The organism is Brevundimonas bullata, from assembly GCF_003350205.1.
GTDB lineage: Bacteria > Pseudomonadota > Alphaproteobacteria > Caulobacterales > Caulobacteraceae > Brevundimonas > Brevundimonas bullata.
This window is the reverse complement of sequence record NZ_QLLC01000002.1, coordinates 87,989-107,984: the sequence shown is the minus strand read 5'-3', so window position 1 is coordinate 107,984 and position 19,996 is coordinate 87,989. Positions and strand designations below refer to the sequence as shown.

Annotated in this window: 17 protein-coding genes and 1 other annotated feature; of the genes, 5 read left to right on the top strand and 12 right to left on the bottom strand. The window is 68.4% G+C overall.

The features are described from left to right. Positions 1-5 precede the first annotated feature (5 nt). The 6 genes from DXK21_RS01540 to DXK21_RS01515 form a co-directional block, all read right to left on the bottom strand. Complete coding sequence (locus tag DXK21_RS01540; RefSeq protein ID WP_245945038.1) at positions 6-416, bottom strand: GspH/FimT family pseudopilin; 411 nt, start codon at positions 414-416, stop codon at positions 6-8. Positions 417-501: 85 nt separating this feature from the next. Continuing rightward, positions 502-1,041, bottom strand: a complete 540-nt coding sequence (gspG, locus tag DXK21_RS01535; protein WP_114816026.1) for a type II secretion system major pseudopilin GspG — start codon at positions 1,039-1,041, stop codon at positions 502-504. A gap of 176 nt (positions 1,042-1,217) precedes the next feature. Continuing rightward, on the bottom strand, positions 1,218-2,432 hold the full coding sequence (gene gspF / locus DXK21_RS01530) for a type II secretion system inner membrane protein GspF (protein WP_114816025.1): 1,215 nt from the start codon (positions 2,430-2,432) through the stop codon (positions 1,218-1,220). Then, positions 2,432-3,946, bottom strand: coding sequence for a type II secretion system ATPase GspE (gspE, locus tag DXK21_RS01525; protein WP_114816024.1), 1,515 nt, complete (start codon positions 3,944-3,946; stop codon positions 2,432-2,434). The genes gspF and gspE overlap by 1 nt, the downstream gene beginning before the upstream one ends. A gap of 5 nt (positions 3,947-3,951) precedes the next feature. Next, on the bottom strand, positions 3,952-6,075 hold the full coding sequence (gene gspD / locus DXK21_RS01520; RefSeq protein WP_114816023.1) for a type II secretion system secretin GspD: 2,124 nt from the start codon (positions 6,073-6,075) through the stop codon (positions 3,952-3,954). Further along, the gene (locus DXK21_RS01515) at positions 6,075-6,950 is read right to left on the bottom strand and encodes a type II secretion system protein N (RefSeq protein ID WP_245945035.1); all 876 of its coding nucleotides are present in this window, start codon (positions 6,948-6,950) and stop codon (positions 6,075-6,077) included. Before DXK21_RS01515 ends, gspD begins: the two co-directional genes overlap by 1 nt. A 254-nt stretch (positions 6,951-7,204) precedes the next feature. Between DXK21_RS01515 and DXK21_RS01510 the strand changes: the two genes are divergently transcribed. Further along, entirely contained in the window at positions 7,205-7,966 is a 762-nt protein-coding gene (locus tag DXK21_RS01510; protein WP_114816021.1) for a prepilin peptidase, read from the top strand. Between the two features lie 21 nt (positions 7,967-7,987). Here the strand turns inward: DXK21_RS01510 and gspK are convergent, their stop codons facing one another. From gspK to DXK21_RS01485, 5 genes are all read right to left on the bottom strand, one after another. After that, positions 7,988-8,974: a type II secretion system minor pseudopilin GspK gene (gene gspK / locus DXK21_RS01505; protein WP_245945033.1), complete on the bottom strand. Its 987-nt coding sequence runs from the start codon at positions 8,972-8,974 to the stop codon at positions 7,988-7,990. Further along, positions 8,971-9,552, bottom strand: coding sequence for a type II secretion system minor pseudopilin GspJ (gene gspJ, locus DXK21_RS01500; RefSeq protein ID WP_114816019.1), 582 nt, complete (start codon positions 9,550-9,552; stop codon positions 8,971-8,973). The genes gspK and gspJ overlap by 4 nt, the downstream gene beginning before the upstream one ends. After that, the gene (gene gspI / locus DXK21_RS01495) at positions 9,549-9,953 is read right to left on the bottom strand and encodes a type II secretion system minor pseudopilin GspI (RefSeq protein WP_245945032.1); all 405 of its coding nucleotides are present in this window, start codon (positions 9,951-9,953) and stop codon (positions 9,549-9,551) included. The genes gspJ and gspI overlap by 4 nt, the downstream gene beginning before the upstream one ends. A 97-nt stretch (positions 9,954-10,050) precedes the next feature. After that, positions 10,051-12,675: a TonB-dependent receptor domain-containing protein gene (locus DXK21_RS01490; RefSeq protein WP_114816018.1), complete on the bottom strand. Its 2,625-nt coding sequence runs from the start codon at positions 12,673-12,675 to the stop codon at positions 10,051-10,053. Between the two features lie 71 nt (positions 12,676-12,746). Further along, positions 12,747-14,264: a hypothetical protein gene (locus DXK21_RS01485; protein WP_114816017.1), complete on the bottom strand. Its 1,518-nt coding sequence runs from the start codon at positions 14,262-14,264 to the stop codon at positions 12,747-12,749. A gap of 397 nt (positions 14,265-14,661) precedes the next feature. Beyond that, positions 14,662-14,725, top strand: a sequence feature (sul1 is cis-regulatory element that is thought to sense ions involved in sulfur or methionine metabolism; They are found in Alphaproteobacteria). Between the two features lie 63 nt (positions 14,726-14,788). Between DXK21_RS01485 and DXK21_RS01480 the strand changes: the two genes are divergently transcribed. Then, entirely contained in the window at positions 14,789-16,273 is a 1,485-nt protein-coding gene (locus DXK21_RS01480; protein ID WP_211305948.1) for a SulP family inorganic anion transporter, read from the top strand. Positions 16,274-16,350: 77 nt separating this feature from the next. On the opposite strand, the gene DXK21_RS01475 is transcribed toward DXK21_RS01480, so the two are convergent. Continuing rightward, positions 16,351-17,220 (bottom strand): hypothetical protein, encoded by an 870-nt coding sequence (locus DXK21_RS01475; protein ID WP_245945030.1) that lies wholly within the window; start codon positions 17,218-17,220, stop codon positions 16,351-16,353. An 82-nt stretch (positions 17,221-17,302) separates the two neighbouring features. Between DXK21_RS01475 and DXK21_RS01470 the strand changes: the two genes are divergently transcribed. The 3 genes from DXK21_RS01470 to DXK21_RS01460 all read left to right on the top strand — a co-directional run bounded on the left by DXK21_RS01470 (position 17,303) and on the right by DXK21_RS01460 (position 19,968). Further along, positions 17,303-18,601 (top strand): SLC13 family permease, encoded by a 1,299-nt coding sequence (locus tag DXK21_RS01470; protein ID WP_114816016.1) that lies wholly within the window; start codon positions 17,303-17,305, stop codon positions 18,599-18,601. A 159-nt stretch (positions 18,602-18,760) separates the two neighbouring features. Then, a complete protein-coding gene (locus tag DXK21_RS01465) occupies positions 18,761-19,291 on the top strand; it encodes a hypothetical protein (protein WP_114816015.1) in 531 nt (176 codons plus the stop codon). Between the two features lie 14 nt (positions 19,292-19,305). Continuing rightward, positions 19,306-19,968 (top strand): hypothetical protein, encoded by a 663-nt coding sequence (locus tag DXK21_RS01460; RefSeq protein ID WP_114816014.1) that lies wholly within the window; start codon positions 19,306-19,308, stop codon positions 19,966-19,968. Positions 19,969-19,996: the final 28 nt, after the last annotated feature.

The window sequence follows — 19,996 nt, the reverse complement described above, 5'->3', positions numbered from 1 at the left end:
TCCGCTCAGCCATGGACGCGCACCTCGCCCGCCGCATCGACGACGACGGTCACGACGCGGCTCTTGCGCGACAGGGCCAGGGTGGCGGGCTCGGCGGCGCCGGTCGGGTCGAAGACGACGCGCAGGGGCTCGCCCTGAGGCTGGCCTTCAGGCCGCGCGGCGGTGTCCTCGGCCCAGAACTCATCGCCGAAGGGACCGTCCGTCAGGGGCGACCACTGGACGCCGTCGAAACTGGAAAAGGCGTAGCCCTCGGCCGTCGCCTCGACCGCCACGGCGCGGTTGGTCAGCAAGGCCTCCTCGCGCGCGCGGACGAGCCGCGCGGCGAAACGCTCGGCCTCGTCGCCGACCGGCGGGCGCGGGTCGGGCACGGCCAAGACGACGGCTCCGGCAGCCAGGCCGATGATGGCGACCACCATCAGAAGCTCGACCAGGGTGAAGCCATATCTTTGGGCGCTAACGCAGCGCGCGCGGCGCGCTGCTGCTTGAGCGCAGTCGCGCTTGTCAGCTCTGCCAGTTGCCGATGTCGGCGTCATTGCCCTCGCCCCCTTCCTTGCCGTCGGCGCCGTAGGAGAAGACGTCGAACTGACCGCCGTGAGCCGACGGGCGGCGGTACTGGTATGGGGCGCCCCAGGGGTCTTCCGGCAGGCGGCGGATATAGCCGCCCTCGCGATAGCGTTCCGGGCGCGCCAGACCGGCGGGCGGCGCGGTCAGGGCCTGTAGACCGCTCTGCGCGTCCGGGAAGCTCAGATTGTCGAGGCGGTAGGTCTCGATAGCCTGTTCCAGGGTCGAGATGTCGGCCCGCGCCTTGCCGATCATGGCCTTGTCCTGGCTCGGCAGGACGTTGATCGCCACCACCGTGGCCAAGAGGCCGATGATGACGATGACCACCATTAACTCCACGAGCGTAAAGCCCTGGCGGGCTTTGCGCTGAAGAGCGCTATCGCGAGCGACGCGGTCGCTCGCTGCTTGAGCGAGTCTTAGGGCGCTATCGCGACGCGCGCGGCGCGCCGCTGCTTGAGCGCAAAGAGGCGCCCTCGTCATCCCCTCACAATCGTCATCCTCGGCCTTGTGCCGAGGATCCAGAAACGTCACGACGCCCGCATCAAGCGCCGCGTTGTCGCCTTCCGACGTCGAGCGTCTGGATCCTCGGCACAAGGCCGAGGATGACGGGCGGGGAGAGGTAGGGGTCAGGTCGGAAAAGGTCATCAGCGCCTCGTTCACCCCATCGCCAGGGTGTTGATCTGAAGGATGGGCAGAAGGATCGACAGGACGATCAGGGCGACCACGCCGCCCATGACGACGATGATCGCGGGTTCAAGGAAGCTGAGCAGGACGGCGGTGAAGGTGTTGAACTCGCGCTCCAGATAGTCGGCGGCGCGCTCCATCATCGGCTCCAGTCGGCCACTGGCCTCGCCGGAGGCCGTCATGTGCACCAGGATCGGCGGGAAGACGTCGGCGCGGCGCATGGCCGCCGACAGGCCCCCGCCCTCGCGCACGGCGTCGGCCATCATCTCGGTTGCGGCGCGCAAGGCCCGGTTCGACACCGTACGGGCCGTGATGGTCAGCCCCTCCAGCACCGGCAGGCCCGCCGTGATCATGGTCGACAGTGTGCGCGCCATCCGCGCCCCGTGCAGGTCGCGCGTCAGCCGCCCGACGACCGGCAGACGCAGAATCCGCCGGTCCACCGCCAGCCGGAATTCAGGCTTCCTCAGCCCTGCGATGAAACCCGCGCCGCCGCCGACCAGCAGCAGCAGGAACAGCCAGCCCCAGTTCCGCATCAAGTCGGAAACCCCGATCACCGCGCGCGTCAGCAGGGGCAGGGTCTGGTTCATGCTGTCAAACTGATCGACCACCTTGGGCACGACGAAGACCATCAGGGCGATCACCACCCCCAGGGCCACCAGGGCCAGGACGGTGGGATAGACCAGGGCCGTGATCACCTTGCCGCGCACCTGCTGGTCCCGCTCCAGCCCGTCGGCGAGGCGCTCCAGAATGGGAGCCAGCGCGCCCGACGCCTCGCCCGCCGCGACGGTGGCGCGGTACAGCGGCGGGAAGGCCGCGCCCTGTCGCGCCATGGCTTCGGACAGGCGCTGGCCCTCGACCACGCCCGCATGGACGCCCGACAGGATGCGGCGCACGTTCGGCCGCTCGGCTTGCAGCATCAGGGTGCGCAGGGCCTCGTCGATGGGGGCGACGGTGATCAGGGTGGCCAGCTGGCGCGTGGTCAGGGCCAGGGTCCGGGCCGACAGCTTCTGGCGCAGGCGGGGGGCCTTGTCGCTCGTCGCGGCGGCGCCCGAGGCCCGGTTGAGCGACAGGGTCATCAGGCGACGGCGCTCCAACGCCTTGCGCGCAGCCGCCTCGTCCGGCGCGGTCAGCACGCCCGCGACCGTGCGGCCCGAAACATCCACGGCGCTGTAGTCAAAGGCGGGCATCAGGCGGCGCTTCCCAAGGCGGGCTCAGGCAGCGGATGCGCCTCGGGCGTTTCCTGACGGGTCACGCGCACCGCCTCCTCGACCGAGGTCACGCCCGCCAGCACCAGGCCGCGCGCCCGGTCCGACAGGGTTCCGCCTTGGGGGAAGGCGGCGGCGACCAGGGCGTCTTCGTCCGCCTCGGCGGCGATCAGGCGGCGCACCTTGTCGTCGATCTTCAGCGTCTCATAGACGCCGACCCGGCCGATATAGCCGGTGTGGTTGCACGATCCGCACCCTTGAGCCCGCCAGACGGTCGCGCCCTGGGTCACGCCCGACAGCCGCGCGGTCGCGGCGTCGGCGGGCTCGGCTCGCCGGCATTCGCCGCACAGGCGGCGCACCAGCCGCTGGGCCACGATCAGTCGCAGGGTCGAGGCCAGAAGGAAGGGCTCCACCCCCATGTCGCGCAGCCGCGTCACGGCCCCGGCGGCGTCGTTGGTGTGGACGGTGGACAGCACCAGATGTCCGGTCAGCGAAGCCTGCACGGCGACGCTGGCCGTCTCGACGTCGCGGATTTCGCCGACCATGACCACGTCGGGGTCCTGGCGCAGGATGGCGCGCAGGCCCGCCGCGAAGGTCATGCCGACCTTGGGATTGACCTGGGTCTGGCCCACGCCGTCGATGGCGTATTCGACCGGGTCCTCGACCGTCAGGATGTTGCGGGTGGCGTCGTTCAGCAGCGACAGACCGGCATAGAGGCTGGTCGTCTTGCCCGAGCCGGTCGGGCCTGTGACCAGGATGATGCCGTTGGGCTCACGCAGGGCGTGGCGAAACGCGTCCAGCGCCACCGGGTCCATGCCCAGATCTTCCAGCCGCAGATCGGCCTGATCCTTGTCGAGGATGCGCAGCACCACCCGCTCGCCCGCCCGCGACGGCAGGGTCGAGACCCGCACGTCCAGCGTCTTGCCGCCGAGCGCCAGCGGGATGCGCCCGTCCTGCGGCACGCGCTTCTCGGCGATGTCGAGCCGGGCCATGACCTTGATGCGCGACACCAGCAGGGGCGTGATGCGCGGGTTCAGACTGAGGCTTTCGCGCAGGACGCCGTCGACGCGCATCCGCACGACCAGGGCGCTCTCATAGGGCTCCAGGTGGATGTCGGAGGCGCCGGCGCGCACGGCCTCGGCGATGATGCCGTTGATCATGCGGATGACTGGGGCGTCGTCAGCCGAATCCAGCAGGTCGGCGGCGGCGGGCAGGTCCTCGATCAGGCCGTCGAGGCCAGACGGCATCTCCATTTGCTGATCGCCCGCGGCGTTCAGGTCGCCCGCATAGACGTCGGACAGGCGGCGGTCGAACTCGGCCTGGGCCATGGCTTGCACCTGCAAGGGCCGCCCCAGCGCCCGGCGCGTCTCGACCAGGGCCAGCGGGTCAGCGCCGTCGCGCAGACCCACCACGGCGATGTCGCCCGCGTCCAGCAGGATGACGCCGTTCCGCTTGGCGAAACCATAGGGAAGCGTGGGATTGACCAGGGTGATCATGGTGCTCAGCCCTGCGGCAGCGTCGCGTTTTGGGCGGGCGCCAGCGGCGAGATGGTCACGTCCCCGACTGGCGCGGCGACGCCCGGCGCCGGGTTGTCGATGGCGCGCGGCGCGACCGGCGCCTGGGTCCGCATATAGTCGCGCAGCATCTCGTCGAGGCTGGGCTCGACGCCCGGCTGGGCCCGCAACTGCTCGCCGCGCATATAGCCCCAGCGGTCGGCGCTCAATTGCTGGGCGTCGCCCGGCGTGCGGATGATGGTCGGGCGGATGAAGACCATCAGATTGGTGCGCCCGCGCTGGCGGCTGGTCGACTTGAACAGATTGCCGAGCACCGGGATGTCGCCCAGCCCCGGCACCTTGTCGATGGACAGGCGGTCGTTCTGATCCAGCAGGCCGCCGGCGACCGCGATCTCGCCGTCGTCCACCACCAGGGTCGTCTCCAGCTCGCGCTTGTTGAGCACCAGATCAGAGGCGCTGTTGGTCAGGACGCCGTTGATGCTGGACACTTCCTGACGCAGGAACAGGGTGATGGAGCCGCCCGCATTGATCTGCGGCTTGACGATCAGCTTGACGCCGATGTCCTGACGCTGGGTCGTGCGGAAGGGGTTGGAGTTGCCGTCCAGCAGGGCCTCGCCCGTCGTGATCGGCACCTCCTGCCCGACCAGGATGGTGGCCTCTTCATTGTCCAGCGTCATCAGCGACGGGGTCTGCAGCAGGTTGGAGCCTTCGTCCGACTTGGCCGCATTGATGATGAAGCCGAACAGGCCGTCCGAGCCGATGCGTCCGCCGCCGCCGCCGATGAAGCCGTTGGCGCCCAGCAGACTGTTCAAGGCCAGGTTCTGAAGCTGTTCGCGTAGAGGATCGTCCTTGTCCAACTGGCCCGCCGCCGCCCCGCCCGCAATGGGAACCAGAGGCGCCGAACGGTCGGAATAGTTGGTCAGCCCGATGGGATTGCCGTCCGATCCGGCCAGCAGCCACTGGACCCCCAGTTCGCGCACGGCGGTGTCGCCCAGCTCAACCACGATGGCCTCGATCAGCACCTGCTGGCGGCGGCTGTCGAGCTGGCGGATGACCTCGGCCAGCATCCGCTGGGTGTCGGCCGAAGCCGAGATGACCAGGGCGTTGGCGCCCGGGAAGCGAGCGATGCTGGCCTTCTGGCCCGCGACCGGAGCGGCCGGAGCGGCCGGAGCGGCGACTTGCGGCGTCGGCGCGGCGGCTTCGCCGGTTCCGCGCGCGGCAGCGGGGGTCGCGGTAGCGGTGGCCGCCGTCACCGGCTGGCCGACGATCTGTTGCAGCACGGGCAGCAGCTGTTCGGCGTTGGCGTGTTGCAGGAAGACGACCTTGACGTCGTCGGCCGAACGGGCGCGACGGTCCAGGTCCTCGACCAGGGGCCGCACCCGCGCCACGGCGGCGGGGTCGCCGCGCAGGATGACGGAGTTGGAGCTGGCCACGGGCGTCACCGACACCATCCCCTGCCCCGGCTGGCCGCCCGGCGGGGTCAGGACCTGGGCCAGGACGCCCGCGATCTCGGCGGCGGAGGAGTTTTCCAGCGTCACCACGTCGAAGGCGGCCCGATCCACGTCGATGCGCTGGATCAGGCTGCGGATACGGCTCAGGTTGTCAGCGAAGTCGGCGACCACCACGCTGTTGCCGCTGGGGTTGGCCAAGACCTGACCCTGGGGTCCGACCAGGGGCCGGATGGTCTCGGCGGCCGAGGCGGCGTCGATATTCCTCAACTGAAAGACCTGGGTCGAGAAGCGCTCGGAGCCGACGGTGGACGGCCCCTGGGCCGCGCCCTGGGCCGGGCTGATGCGATATGCGCCGGAATTGGTCGGCGTGACGACCAGGCCATTGGCGCGCAGGGTGGACAGGAAGACCTCGAACAGTTCGGTGCGGCTCAGCGCGCGTTGGCTGGTCACGGTGACGCTTCCAGTCACGGCGGGATCGACGATGAAGGTACGGCCCGTGGTGCGGGCCACGTCCTGAATGAAGGCGCGGATGTCGGCGCCCTGAACGTTCAGGGTCTGGCGTCCGCCGTCCTGGGCCATGACCGGCGAGGCCAGCAGAGGCCCCTGCGCGGCGATCAGGGCCGACAGGGCGACGGCGGCGAAAGAGCGGTGAAGGCGCATCAGGAGCCGGTCCTTATGGTGGTGGTCTGCACCTGGCCGTTCCGCTCGAAGCGGATCTCGGCGGGGCTGCTGCCTGAAAGTTCGCCGCTCAGTTGCGACAGACCTTGCAGACTGTTCAGTTCGTTCCCGTTGACGGCCAGGATGACGTCGCCGGACTGCAGCCCCGCCGCCTGCAGCGCCGCCCCGTCGCCCCGTGCGGCCAGGGTGAAGCCCTTGATGCGCAGGCCGTCCATGCGCGGGCGCAGCGAGGCCTGCGCCATCAGCCGCTTGGGATCGACGACCGGGCCGGTCGGCGCAGCAGCGGCGAGGGACGCCGCCGATACCGGGGCGGGCGCGCCGCCGGGCGGCGCCATGACCTGGGTGGTCGAGGGCGGCGGCGGCGGGGGCGCCGCGCCCGCCGGGGTCTCGGTGAAAACCAGACGACTGACTGATCCGCCGCGCGACACGGTGACGAAGTCGGCGCCGACCGAGGCCAGGGTCAGGCCCTCGGAAATGGTCTCGCCCACGCCGACAGACACCTGTCGGCCGTCAGGCAGGCCGATGATGGCCGAGCCGCCGCCCGGCCCGCCCGCCCGCACCCCGAACAGGCGCAGGGCATCGCTGTCGGCGCCCGCCGCCTCGGCCAGGCCGCTCTTGTCGCCGGTGCGGAAGAAGGCGTCGAAACGCTGGAAGATGCTGGCGTCCACAGGCGCGGCGGCGGCGTGGACGGCGACCGCCGCTTCGGGCTCAGGCGCGACGAAGATCCAGGCCAGACGTCCGGCCTGAACCGCCAGCAGGGCGATCAGAGCGATCTCGACCCCGGCGCGAATCCGCCCAGGCCGCTCGACCATAGCCGTGCGCGCCTGACGCCCCCATTCCCCGACCCGTGCGATCACGCCCGACGCTCCGAACACCCCCGAATAAGGAGACCCCGGCTGCTTACTCCAGCAGCCGGGGTCAGAGCCTCACGCGGGGATGACGACGGCGAGACGTTGTTGTGACAACGCCGCCGTATGCGGATCAGACGGGCGCCCATGGCTGCCGGAACGCTCGCGCAGGCGGTCGGCGAACGACATCGTCTGCGCGATTGGCCCTCCCTAAAGCGGGATGGGAGCGCTAGTGCAGAGGGGGACCGAACGGAGAGGCTGACATGGTGATCTACGCGGCCTTCCTCGGCGGCGGCGGGCTGTTCGTCGGCAGCTTTCTCGGCCTGGTCAGTTGGCGATTGCCGCGGGGTGAGGGCGTAGTGCTGGGCCGCTCTCGCTGCGGGGGCTGCGGTCGTCCCATTCCTCCCTGGCGGATGGTCCCCGTGATCAGCTGGATTCTGTCGCGCGGGCGCTGCGCCGACTGTCGCGCGACCATTCCTCTGCGCTATCCCTTGATGGAAGCGGGCGCGGGACTGATCGGCGTATGGGCCGGCCTGCATCATGCCGCTTTCGTCCCCGCTCTTCTGACGGCCGTGCTGGGCTGGCAGTTGCTTCTCCTGGCCGTGGTGGACGCCGAGAACTTCTGGCTGCCGGATCAACTCACGGCCCCTCTCTTTCTCAGCGGCGTGGCCGCAGCCTTCTGGCTTCGCCCTGATGCGCCGGCTGCAGCCCTGGGCCACGCCTTGCCGGGCGCTCTGATCGGCTTTTGCGGCCTTTGGCTGATCGGCCGCCTTTATCTGGCGGCGCGTGGGCGCGTCGGGCTGGGCGGCGGCGATCCCTTCATGCTCGGTGCAGGCGGCGCCTGGGTCGGCGCTCTGGCCCTGCCCACGACCCTCCTTTGGGCCTCGGCCGCCGGGCTCAGCGTCGTGATCGCGGGTTTAGTCTCGCGGAGGTCGATCAAGGCGACCGACCGTCTGCCGTTCGGCGTCTTCCTGGCGATCGGCCTGTGGATGACCTGGCTTTACGGTCCCCTTCTCGCCTCCTGATCGCTCAGCGTGGCACAGGGCCTAGTCGGGCCTCGACCAACGCACGCCGGTAATCGACGCTCGCCCGTCCCGCCCCACCTGGATCAGGCCCGAACGCGAGGCCGAGCCCTCGGCGAACTGGACCTCGATCACATAATCGAAATAGCGCGTCTCCAGGGAAACCTGCTCATAGACAGCCGCAGGAACCGAGACCGACAGAAAGGCGGGATGCCGCCACAGGTCGAAGGTCGAGACCCAGCCGCCCGCCGGTCGCGAGGCGATCACGCGACGCGCGCCGCTCACCGACAGGGCGCCGTCGGTCAGCATAGCGAGAAGAGGCGCGTCGTCGGCATCAAGCGTATTGATGTTGAGGGGAGACAACTGCGACGTGGGCAGGGCGCAGACATAGGGACGCAGACGCGCATAGGTCGCCGCATCCATGCCCGCGACCTGGCGAAGCTCCGAGACGTCGACCAAGAGACGCCCGCCTGTGCGCAGGGGCTGATCGAGCCGGTCATAGCCCCGATCCTCGGCGCCGTCGGGACGCACGGTCTGGTCGGCGTCGATCCAGTCGGCGGTCGCGCTGGCAATACGTCGGGCGCGCCCGACAGGAACCCCCAACAAGGTCTGGAGACGCAGAAACTGGCGGACGCCCTCGTCCCGACCGCTATAGGCGCCGTCCTGGCCCTGGACGACGCTGTTCAGATTGAAACAGGACTGACCGTCCGAAACCGTGAGGGTGATCTCGCCCTGCTCGACAGGAAATACAAACGGACGGCCATCCCAGGCCGGGTCGATGGGCGTGCGCCCCGGATTTGCCTGAACCAGTCGGCGGATCTGGCTGAGGGCCAGCCGCTCGGCGCCGGCGGCGTGCCATTGCGCCTGGCTGGAAATCTCCGCGTTCGTGGCCCGACGGATCGAAAAGCGCACATCATCGAGCACAAGAACAGCAATAACCGACAGAACCGCCGCCAGCAGCAGGACGGTCAGCAGCGCCATGCCTTCACGGCTGTCGGTTCGTGATTTCACCGCACGCCCCCGACCATGAAGGCCATGGTCACAGGACCGAACCTCGGCGTTTCGATCACCAGGTCGACGGCGTCCGGCAGGGCTGCGCCATCGGTCGTCGGCCAGCTGTTGCTGACGCGTCCCCTGGAGGTGAAGGCCAGCCGCGCCGCCCCGACCCCTTCCATCAGCACCTGGGGCGGCCCCCAGTCGCCGGCGTCCACGCTCGCCCTCACCCGGCGGATCAGGCGACCGTCCGACAGCCGGTACTCAACCCGCTGCAGCGAGGATCGATCAGCCTGGCCGGGATTGACCCGCCCTGTCCGCGTCAAGGTCAGCAGGGCCTCGCCGCCCGACGCAACAAAGGCCGAACCGTCCTGACCCACGTCGGATCTGACCGAACGGTCAATCGCCTGGCCCAGGTCGGCTTTCACCGAGCGATGAACGCGCAGCAGCGACGCTCCATCGTCCGAAGCCGCCTTCACGACCTCCCGATTGGTGATGGAGGTCGTCAGAAGCCCGACGCCAGCCGCCGCCAGAAGGCCAAAGATCAGGAGCGACACCATGACCTCGACCAGGGTGAAGCCTTCCCTGCGGGTCACGCGCCCGTGTCCCTGACCAGGGTCAAGGCCGCCGTCTCTCGCCCCTCCAGCAGCACGGCCACATCCATCCGCACCAGACCGGGCTGGTCCGTCGGCGACACGGTCCGTCGCCAGGTCCAGCGGCGTCCGGCCATATCAATGACGCCCTGGGCCAGGCCCCGGTCCGGGGGGTTGGGTGAGGCAAAGGCCTCCACCGCGACGTTCTCGGCGATGATGCCGGCCAGCAGGCGGTTTTCGACATGCACGGCTGCACGCGTGTTCTCGCTGGCCAGCCGAATGATCGTCAGCGCCACGAGACTGAACACCGCCAGCGCCACCAGCATCTCGATAAGCGTGAAGCCGCGACGACCGGCCAGGTTGGCCGAAGGCGCGCTGAAGCGGGAAAAAGGACGAACCGTCACGTCTGGCGACCTCCGAGACGAAGCGTCCTCTAGGGGCTTATTGTGACAGCAGGGTTGCAGCGTCCGGCGACGACGCTGTCGTCGCCGGACGCGCCGTTCAGAAGCGTGCGGTCAGGCTGACCGACGCGCTGGCGCCGAGGTCGTAGTTGTTGACGCGCACCTTCTGGCCGAGTTCCTGGTACTCGTCGTAGTCGGTCCGCAGCAGGTTGCGCAGTTCGATACCCAGGCCGAGCTCACGTCCCATGACCTCGAAGTCCTTACGATAGACGAAGTCGAGGAAGACGCCGGGGTCCTGCACCAGGTCCGGCTCGCCCGGGCGACCGCGCGCCGAGGTGCGCTCGGAGACATAGTTCAGGATCAGGGTCGCCTGCGAACGGGCGGTGTCGTCTTCCCATCCCAGTTGCAGGTTGGCGACGTGGTCGCTCTGCCCCTGGAGGCGGCTGCCGTCCACCACGTAGAAGGAGGCGGGCTGGGCCACGCCCAGACTGTTCTGGGTGATCACCATGTCGCCCTCGCCGACGCGGACTTCCGAGTTCGAGTAGGTGTAGTTGCCCGACATCAGCCAACGCTTGTTGGCGACGAAATCAAGCCCCGCCGACGGGAACTCGAAATACTTCTTCAGCTCGATCTCGGCGCCCTGAACGACCGCTTCCGGCGCGTTGAGGAAGGTCTGGGAAATGGAGGCGCCCTGGTCGACGACGCTGGACTCGATCGGCTTCTCGAGAAGCTTATAGAAGACCCCCAGGGTCAGGTACTGCTGACGGGCGAAATACCATTCGTAGCGGAGGTCGTAGTTGGTGATCTCCGTATCCAGCAGATAGGGGTTGCCGATGAAGGTCCGGTCGCTTTCGACGTCCGTATATTGCTGCGGGGCCAGTTCACGGAACTGAGGGCGACCGATGGTCTTGGACGCTCCGGCCCGAAGCTGCATGTCTTCGGCGAAGTTCCACGTCACGGTCGCGGCCGGCAGGGCGTAGGCTTCCTCGATCGTGTTGGGCAGGAAGCCGGTCGTGCCCCCGAAGAGGTCGCGCGGGGTCACGCTCTGGCGTCCGTCCTCATAGCGGACGCCGGCCGTGAAGTTCACGGTCGGGATCAGTTCGGCCTGAAGCTGTGCATAGGCCGCATGGACCCGCAGGTCGGCCTCATAGGCGGCGGCGCCGTTGCTGCCCGTGACCTCCTCGATCTGGAGGTAGGGGCCGATGTTGTAGTCCGAGAACAGGTAGTCGACCCGCGACTTGACCTGGTCGGCCGACAGGCCGTTCGGCGCAACAAAGCGCAGGTCGCGCTGCTGCGAGGTGCGGGTGTTGTCCGAGGACGCCGCGCCGACGCTGAACACCGCTTCACGGCCGCCCGACAGGTTCAGGCGATAGCTCAGGTCCAGGCCGCCGCTCAGCAGATCGTCGTCGAGTTCGCTGAAGGAGATCCGGTTCGACTGGATATTGTGGACAAAGGTCCCGTCCGGCAGCTGGCCGTAGCCGAAGCGCGTCTCATAGGGAGCGTCGCGCGTCGTCTTGGCGTAGGCGAGGCGCCATTTCGCCTCCCAGGCCTCGCCGAAGAAGTGCTCGCCGGCCAGCTGGGTCGAGAACAGCTGGCGAACCGACCATTCCGTATAGTCGTCGCGCACCACATTGCCGCTGAGGTAGTTGAAGCCGGCGCGCGTGCGCGCCTCCTTGGTGGTGTTGCGGGTGTAGAAGTTGGTCCAGCGCACCTCATGGTCGCCCGCCTCGAGGCTGACGCCGCCGAGCAGGTTCAGGCCGATGTCGTTCTGGGTGGACTGGAACTGATAGTCGGTGCCGACCTTCAGCTCCCCCTCGTCGATATAGCCTTCCTGGCGGACGCCTTCGCGGCTCTGCCACTTGTTGTCATAGCCCGCCACGAAGACGAGGCCGAGCGTGCCGAAGCCCAATTGCTCGGACAGGCCGCCCGAGGCCTGGAAGCCGAAGTTGACCGGGGTCTCTTCTTTTTGCAGCAGGCGCAGGGGCGCGTTCTCCAGCGACTGGCCGATGCGGCGCAGGTCGTCGTTCGAGAAGTCCGCCCCGGCGACGACGCGGCGTCCCGACTGGAAGGCGAGGCGCAGCGGCCCCGGCACATCGCGCGTGCCGTCGTCAAAGCCCGTAAAATCCGTGCGCGAGCCGAAATAGACCAGTCCCTCGCGCGCCGTTGTTTCCGAGTTCACGCCAAGAGAGGACTTGAAGTTGAAGAAGGGCTTGCTCGGCGCCGAAATGGTGGTCAGGTCGATGACGCCGCCGCCGAATTCGCCGGGATAGGCCACAGAATAGGTCTTCTGAACCGTGACCCCGGCAAGGATCTCGGACGGAAACAGGTCCAGCGGCACGACGCGTTGCAGCGGCTCGGGGCTCGGCAAGGGCGAACCGTTCAGCAGGGCGGACGAGTACCTCTCGCCCAGGCCGCGGACATAGACGAACCGACCCTCGACGATCGACAGACCCGTGACGCGCGTCAGCGCCTCAGCGGCCGTGCCGTCGCCCGTGCGTTGCAGATCCTCGGCCGTCAGAAAGGCCGCGACCTCGGGGCTGCGGCGGTTCTGCTCGGGGATGAACCGTCCCAGGACGACGATATCGCCAACGGCGGACGGCTGATCCTGGTCGCTTGCTGCAACCGGAGCGTCAGCCGCGAGCGGCGCCTCCTGAGCGAAGGCCGAAGTCGCGAGAGCCGTGGTCGCCAGAAGCAGCCCGGCCAGGGTCGAGTGGAAAGTTGTCATGATCTGCGCCTTGGGGGTTCGGAGGACGATGGGAGCGAGGCGTCGAACGCCTCGCTCCCGCTCTGTCTGGCTCAGCAGGTCGAGCCGGCCTGGAAGCCGCAGGTCCAGCCGAGATACCAGGTGTCTCCGGCGTTCCGCACGGCGCCGATGTAGGTCACCGGGGTGAAGAAGCTGTAGACCGCACGGGCGTCCACCGGCGTGACCGCCGTCTCATTGGCCCCGTTGATGAAGGCCAGGACCGTGTTCTGCATGGTGGCGCCGGCCGGAGCCGTCATGGTCGAGACGCCGTTGGTCACGTTGTTGACGTTGGTGGCCGTGGTGAAGACCGCGCCGGTCGCCGCCGCATTGACGTTGGAGTCGTCTTCGAACGGACGCGAGCAAGCGAGGAAGACCGAGCGGAAGATCGGCGCATTGGTCACGGTCTGACCGTCGTCGATATCCAGGCAGGCGGCCGCCGAGGTCGACGGGTTGGTGAAGATCGAGTTGATGATGGTGGGCTGGGTGCCCGTGTTCAGCGTGATGACGGCGTCAGACGCCACAGCGGCGTTGCGGCCGACAATGGTCCAGTTGGACACGCGCGGCTGGGCGAAGAAGGCCGTGCCGGACGGGGCCGCCGACCATTCGTAGCCGCGGCTGCCGTTGGTGACGGCGGTCGGGCGCTGGGTGACGATGCCGAACTGGGCTCCGCCTCGCCAGCCGGTGTCGGTGTCCAGGCCGTCGTCGTCAGCGCCGTTGATGACGATGTGGCTCAGGTTGACCGTGCCGCCGAAGATCTCGATGCCGTCGTCAGAGCTGTTGTAGGACTGGATGTGGTCGATGGTCGTGCCCGAGCCGACGCCGGCCAGGGTCAGGGCCTGAAGCTCGTTGTTGGTCGAGATTTCAAACCCGGAATACTTGATCTGGATATAGCGCAGACGACCCGAGTTGTCGGCCGTCGTATTGCCGCCGTAGTTGGCGCTGGTGCCCTCGACCTGACCGACGCAGGCTTCGTTCGGAGCCGTCACGCCCACCGGACAGACCGCCGTGGGCGCACGGCCCGTGACGACGATGCCGCCCCACTGGCCCTGGGAGTTGGCGGTGGTGGTGCCCTCGACGTCCTGACGGCTGGTGAAGATGATCGGGCTGGTCGCGGTGCCTTCGGCGAAGATCTGCGAGCCCCGGTTGACCAGCAGATAGTCGGCGCCGCCCGAAGCAAAGAGCTTCACGCCCGCCTCGATGGTCAGGATGCCCTGCTGGCTGCCGGCGATCGGCGCAGCCGCATTGGCGCCGCGGTCCGTGCCCACTTCGGTGCGGCCGGCGATGGAATAGATGGTGCCGGCGCGCAGCGGCACGGTCAGATTGCCGAGCACCTGCTGCGGCAGTTGGCAGGCGCGAAGCGTGCCGTTGGCGACGACGCCGACATTGGCGAATCCGGTCGGGCAGTCCGCTGCCGGCGTCCCGGGCGGAGGATTGTTGCCGCCGTTGTTGCCGCCGTTATTGCCGCCGTTGCCGAAATCGCCCTCTCCCGGCGACGCGACCTCAGCGCTGCCGCAGGCTGCAAGAGCCATGACCGCAGCACCGGCCATGAGAATGTTGGACAGTCGAAGCATTGCGAAGTTCCCATAGAATGACCGGGCCGCCGCGCATCAAAGATACACATCCCGCCAGCCCCTCCGACGGAGACTTATTGGACAAGCGCAATAGTTCTGTGACAGGAATACAATTATATACTGAACAGGCAAAACAAATGCGTGCTCTGACAAAGTTTAGTCCGTCAATTTCATGTAAAATAATCAGGATAGAGATCGTTTCAGAATAGGAATTTTAGATTTCCCGCACCAAGCCGGCGGCGGCCCGGCCCGTGTGCGATCCCGCACGCTCATCGACGACAGATACGATCCAACCGATCTCAGATCGGGACTGAACCCCTGATCGCTTCGCAGCCGTGGGGCCTCTGGCGCAGCAGGCTTGCCTTTTTCGGCGGCGACCCGCATCAGACCTCTTCACCTCGGACCCGAACCTGCCTGCAGGCCAAGGGTGGCTATCCCGTCCGCCGATCCGTCGGGAAACTTCGAGGCTGCCCATGACCTCGGCCGAGCGCCGGGTCTTGCAGCCGACCTGAAGACGAACCTCTATGACCCTTATCGCTTCCGCGCGTCAGCAATGGCTCGCCAGTCCGCGCCGCGACCTGCTGGCCGGGACTGTCGTGGCCCTGGCCCTCATCCCTGAAGCCATCGCCTTTTCCATCATCGCCGGGGTCGACCCGGCGGTCGGCCTGTACGCAAGCTTCGTCATCGCCGTGACCATCGCCTTCGTCGGCGGTCGTCCGGCCATGATCTCCGCCGCGACCGGCGCCATGGCCCTGCTGATGGTCACGCTCGTGCGCGACCACGGCCTGGAGTACCTGTTCGCCGCCTCTCTGCTTTGCGGGGTGTTCCAAATCATCATCGGCCTGCTGAAGCTGGGCCGCTACATCAAGTTCGTCAGCCGCAGCGTCATGACAGGCTTCGTCAACTCGCTGGCCATCCTGATCTTCCTGGCCCAGATGCCCGAACTGATTGGGGCCAACTGGCAAACCTTCGCCCTGGTGGGCGCAGCTCTGGTCATCATCTACGGTCTGCCGCGCCTGACCAGAGCCGTGCCCTCGCCCCTGGTGGCCATCGTCCTGCTGAGCGGCTTCGTGATCTGGACCGGCCTGGACGTGCGGACGGTAGGCGACATGGGCCAGATGCCCTCAACGCTCCCGATGTTCCATCTTCCCAGCGTCCCCCTGACCTGGGAGACCTTCGCCATCATCGCCCCGGTCTCCGCGACCCTGGCCTTCGTCGGGCTGCTGGAAAGCCTGCTGACCGCGAATCTGCTGGACGACCTGACCGACACGCCTTCGGACAAGGATCGCGAGACGCGCGGCCAGGGCATCGCCAACATCGCCTCGTCGCTGTTCGGCGGCATGGCGGGCTGCGCCATGATAGGCCAGTCGATCATCAACGTCACCTCGGGCGGTCGCGGCCGCCTGTCCACGCTCTGGGCCGGCCTCTTCTTGTTGTTCCTGATCCTGGTGCTGCGCGACTGGGTCGCCCAGATTCCCATGGCCGCCCTGGTGGCGGTCATGATCATGGTTTCGATCGGCACCTTCGACTGGGGGTCCGTGGTGAAGCTGCGCTCCACGCCTTTCCAGTCCTCTATCGTCATGATCGCCACGACCGGCACGGTGGTGGCCACCCACGACCTGTCCAAGGGCGTCGTCCTGGGCGTGGTCCTGTCGGCGATCTTCTTCATGCGCAAGGTCGGCAAGACCCTGATCGTGGCCGAGATCCCGACGCCTGAACCCGGCGTGCTGCGCTACAGGGTTTCAGGCCAGCTCTTTTTTGCCTCCGCCGAGCTTTTCGCCGCCGGTTTCGAGCATCATGGACGCCCCGAACGGGTCGAGATCGACATGAGCGACGCCCATCTGTGGGATATGACCGGCGTCGCCGCCCTGGACAAGGTCGTCTTCCGCTACCGCCGGCAAGGCGCCGTCGTCGAAGTCACGGGCCTGAACGCCGCCGGAAGCGCTCTGGTCGATAGGCTGGGCCGCTTCGAGAAGGACCACCTGCCGTCGCAGGCGGGGGCGCACTAACCGCTGATCGGCGCCAAAACCGAGGCGCGCAGCAGGACGCCGTCAAGTTGTCGCCGGGTCCGGCCTGAAGGACGGCCCTAGCCTGGCCGCCACTCGCTCAAGAGGGCGCCGCTCGCCTCTTCATAGGCGACCCGTTCGAGCACGACGGCGACCACGCAGACCGGCCGCTGGTCGGGATTGTCCGCCTGGCACCGAACAGCGCGTCCGTCCGGGAAGGCGGCCAGACGCCCCTCCAGACGAAGGCGATAGCCGTCTTCAGGGGCAGAAGGCGTCTGTCCCGCCTCGAACCGCCGGGTAAAGGCGTAGGCGCGGCCGCTGCGGCGGCCAATGCGCGATCCCCCCTTCTCGAACACGGCCGCCAGAGCCACCGTCTGGGGTGAAGCCTCCGTTCCGGCCGCGCGCAAGGGATCGCCCTCCACTCGAGGACAGTCTTCGGACATCATCCAGGGTCGCGGCGCCCAGAAGCCCTCCACCGCTTCCCAGGGGGACTCTGGTCCGGCGGCGACGAGCGCAGACTCGGTCCAGTCGGTGGGCGTCATCGACAGGCGCGCCGCGCGCCCGTCCCGGCTCCATGACCAGCGGGCGAGGCCGTCCGGCGCCCCCGCCGCCTCCGACGCGGCCGGGCCTGTGCAGCCAAAGGCGATGCGAACGGAAAAGCGCCGCCCGACGAGGCTTTCCCCGCTCTGCGGCTGACCTGCGGCATAGGCCGACGCCGCCGCCGAAGCCGCCGTCAGGATGTCGGCGCGCGTCAGGGCCGCCCTCGGCGTCGGCGGTCCTATGACCACGACGGGGTCCGGGGCTGAAGGGGCGGACGCCGGGGCGGGGGTCGGCCCCGTCGCCTCAGGCTCGACCCGGTCGCACTGCGCCAGCATCAGAGCGGCCGCCAGAGCACAGACGCCTCTCACCACGCCGCCCGCCCTCGGGATAGTTACGATCCTGCGCATCATGCCCATGGGAATAGCACGACAATCGCCGTAATGGGGACAGGCAAGCCTCGCGGTGGGGCGACCGGATGTCTTCGGAACGGCGATGGACTTCAATCAGATCGCGGCGCTGGTCGTCCTCGTCCTTGTCATCGCTGTCCTCATCCAGGGCCGCCTCCGCTCCGACGTCGCCGCTCTGACGGCGGCCGCTGCCCTGCTGGTCATGGGCGTCATCCGTCCCGTCGAGGTCCAGGCGGCCTTCGCCAGCCCCGCCGTCATCGCTCTCGCCTGCCTCTTCGTCATCGCCTACGCCATAGAGCTGTCAGGCTTGCTGGGCCTGCTGATCCGCCAGGCCACGCGCCTGTGCGCGCGATTGGGCGCCGCCGGTCTGTGGCTGGTCATGCTCCTGTGCGGCGGAGCGTCCGCCTTCCTCAACAACACCCCCATCGTGGTCCTGGCCGCGCCTGTGGTGAAGGACGTCGCCGTCTCGCTCAACCTCTCCCCCAAGCGTTTCCTGATCCCGCTCAGCTACATCACCATCATGGGCGGGGCCTGCACCTTGATCGGCACCTCGACCAACCTGCTGGTCAACGACATGGCGCGCAATGCGGGCCAGCCGGTCTTCGGTCTCTTCGAAATCACGCCCGTCGGCCTGATCATCGCTGCGGCGGGCGGGCTGTATCTCTTTCTGTTCGGCGGGCGCCTCCTTGCCGGAGCCGAAGACGCGGCGCTCGACGGCCCGACGCCTCACGCCCAGACCGGCGACGGCACAATGGGCGACCTGAAGCTGTTCGCCGTTGACCGGCCCTTCGATCTGAAACGCGCCCTGGTTTCCATGGTCGTCTTCGTCGGGGTCATCCTCGCCGCCGCCCTGGGCATCGCCCCCATCGCCGCAGCCGCCTTCGCCGGGGCGGTCCTCCTGATCCTGCTCAGGGTCATCAGCCCCGAGGAGGCCTACGCCGGCCTGCGGCCCGAGGTCCTACTGCTGATCGCCGGCATGGTGGTGGTGGGGCTGTCCATCGAGGTGACGGGGCTGGCGGCGTCCGGAACAGCCCTGCTGATCGATGTCATCCGCCCCTTCGGCCCCCTGGCGGCCCTGGCCATCCTCTACGGCGTCACCCTGTTCGCGACCGAGTTCCTGTCCAACGCCGCCGTCGCCGTCCTGATCACCCCAGTGGCCGTCGCCCTGGCGGAAAGCCTCGGCGTGGAGCCCCGCCCCTTCCTGATCGCCGTCATGATGGCCGCCAGCGCCGCCTTCGCCACCCCCTTCGGCTATCAGACCAATGTTCTGGTCTTCCAGGTCGGCCGGTACAAATACATGGACTTCGTGCGGGTCGGCGTGCCGCTCAACCTGGTCACATGGCTGGTCGGCGTGATCGCGATCCCGATCTTCTTTCCCTTCTAGCGCCTGACCGCCGGTCGGGCGCACGGCGTCGATCTGCGAAATCTCGAAGACCTTGCCGGTATTTCTCCAAAGTCCGAGAAGGCTCTGGAACCTTTGCCGCAGCCCCGCGATACCAGAGATGCAGCAGGACCACCGCCTGCTGAACCAGAGAGCGTCGACATGAACTACCTCACCATTCTAGCGGTCGCCACGGCCGCCACGGTCGGCCTGGCGGCCTGCAGCCCGTCTCCGTCCGAGCCAGCCGCTTCGGCCGCCGAAGCCCCGGCCGCCGCGCCGGTCGCGCCCGCGCCGAGCCAAGCCGCCGCCCTGCCCGCCGTCGACATGACCGCGGCCAAGGCGCGCGTGACGCCGGAGACGACCATCGAGGCGGTGACCCTGTCCAGCGACGGCGAGACGACCGTAACGGGCGAGGTTCGCGGCTATGAGGCGCCCGCCTATGTCATTCCCGTGGCGGCGGGCCAGACGCTGAAGGTGACGTTCAAGCCCGGCAACACCAACCTCTACATGAACGTCTTCGACGTGGCCGATCAGGGCGTCGCCGCCCACCGGGGCGATGTCGACGGCGAAGAGGCCGTGATCCAGGCCCAGGCGGACGGGACCTATATGATCCAGCCCTATCAGGTCCGCGCCACGGCCCGCCGGGGCGAAACAGGTTCCTACTCCATCGTCATCAGCCGCACGTCGCGCTGAGCAGAGAGCCCGACATGACGCTTTCCAAGCCCGCCGTCCTGCTGCTCGGCTCGGTCGCGGCCCTGAGCCTGGCCGCCTGCAGCCAGCCTGAGCAGACCAGTCCCACGACCCCCGTCCCGACGACGTCCCCGGCGGCGGCGCCCTTCGCCTGGCCCGCCACGCTCCGCGTCGTCGGAGACGGCTACCCGGCTGCGGGCGCCCCGTGCCGCCGCATCGGGGAAACGGCCGCCACCGTCGACTATCTGGACGACAGCGCCGACCTGGTGGGCTGCCCCGCCTCGGATCAGGCCGCCATCGCCGCTCTCGGCGGGACATCGGTCGGTCAGATCGACGGCGTCGCCCTGATCTCCGTCCCTCGCCCCTCGCCCCAGGTGACGGAGGCCGCAGACGCCCGCGTGCCGGGCACGACGTTCAACGCCGTCGCGTCGATCGGGTGTCGCGGCCCCGGCCTGCCGTCCTCTGGCCAGTGCCAGGCCGGCGTCGTGCGCCGCGCCGACCGCAGCGCCGACGTCACCCTGTTGTTGGAAGGCGGTAAGGGCCGCACCCTCAGCTTCGACGCCCAGGGCCAGTCGCGAGACCCCGCCGCGCGCTCGACCATGACCGGCGAGGACACCGTGACGGTGACGATCGGACAGGAACGCTACGACGTGCCGACCGCCTTCCTCTGGGGCGGCTGACCTCACCGGCGCTCTTGAGGGCGCGCCG

Coding starts and splice junctions, on each gene's coding strand:
- DXK21_RS01540 (WP_245945038.1), bottom strand. CDS start 416: ATGGTGGTCGCCATCATCGGCCTGGCTGCCGGAGCCGTCGTCTTGGCC.
- gspG (WP_114816026.1), bottom strand. CDS start 1,041: ATGACGAGGGCGCCTCTTTGCGCTCAAGCAGCGGCGCGCCGCGCGCGT.
- gspF (WP_114816025.1), bottom strand. CDS start 2,432: ATGCCCGCCTTTGACTACAGCGCCGTGGATGTTTCGGGCCGCACGGTC.
- gspE (WP_114816024.1), bottom strand. CDS start 3,946: ATGATCACCCTGGTCAATCCCACGCTTCCCTATGGTTTCGCCAAGCGG.
- gspD (WP_114816023.1), bottom strand. CDS start 6,075: ATGCGCCTTCACCGCTCTTTCGCCGCCGTCGCCCTGTCGGCCCTGATC.
- DXK21_RS01510 (WP_114816021.1), top strand. CDS start 7,205: ATGGTGATCTACGCGGCCTTCCTCGGCGGCGGCGGGCTGTTCGTCGGC.
- DXK21_RS01490 (WP_114816018.1), bottom strand. CDS start 12,675: ATGACAACTTTCCACTCGACCCTGGCCGGGCTGCTTCTGGCGACCACG.
- DXK21_RS01485 (WP_114816017.1), bottom strand. CDS start 14,264: ATGCTTCGACTGTCCAACATTCTCATGGCCGGTGCTGCGGTCATGGCT.
- DXK21_RS01480 (WP_211305948.1), top strand. CDS start 14,789: ATGACCCTTATCGCTTCCGCGCGTCAGCAATGGCTCGCCAGTCCGCGC.
- DXK21_RS01475 (WP_245945030.1), bottom strand. CDS start 17,220: ATGATGCGCAGGATCGTAACTATCCCGAGGGCGGGCGGCGTGGTGAGA.
- DXK21_RS01470 (WP_114816016.1), top strand. CDS start 17,303: ATGGACTTCAATCAGATCGCGGCGCTGGTCGTCCTCGTCCTTGTCATC.
- DXK21_RS01465 (WP_114816015.1), top strand. CDS start 18,761: ATGAACTACCTCACCATTCTAGCGGTCGCCACGGCCGCCACGGTCGGC.
- DXK21_RS01460 (WP_114816014.1), top strand. CDS start 19,306: ATGACGCTTTCCAAGCCCGCCGTCCTGCTGCTCGGCTCGGTCGCGGCC.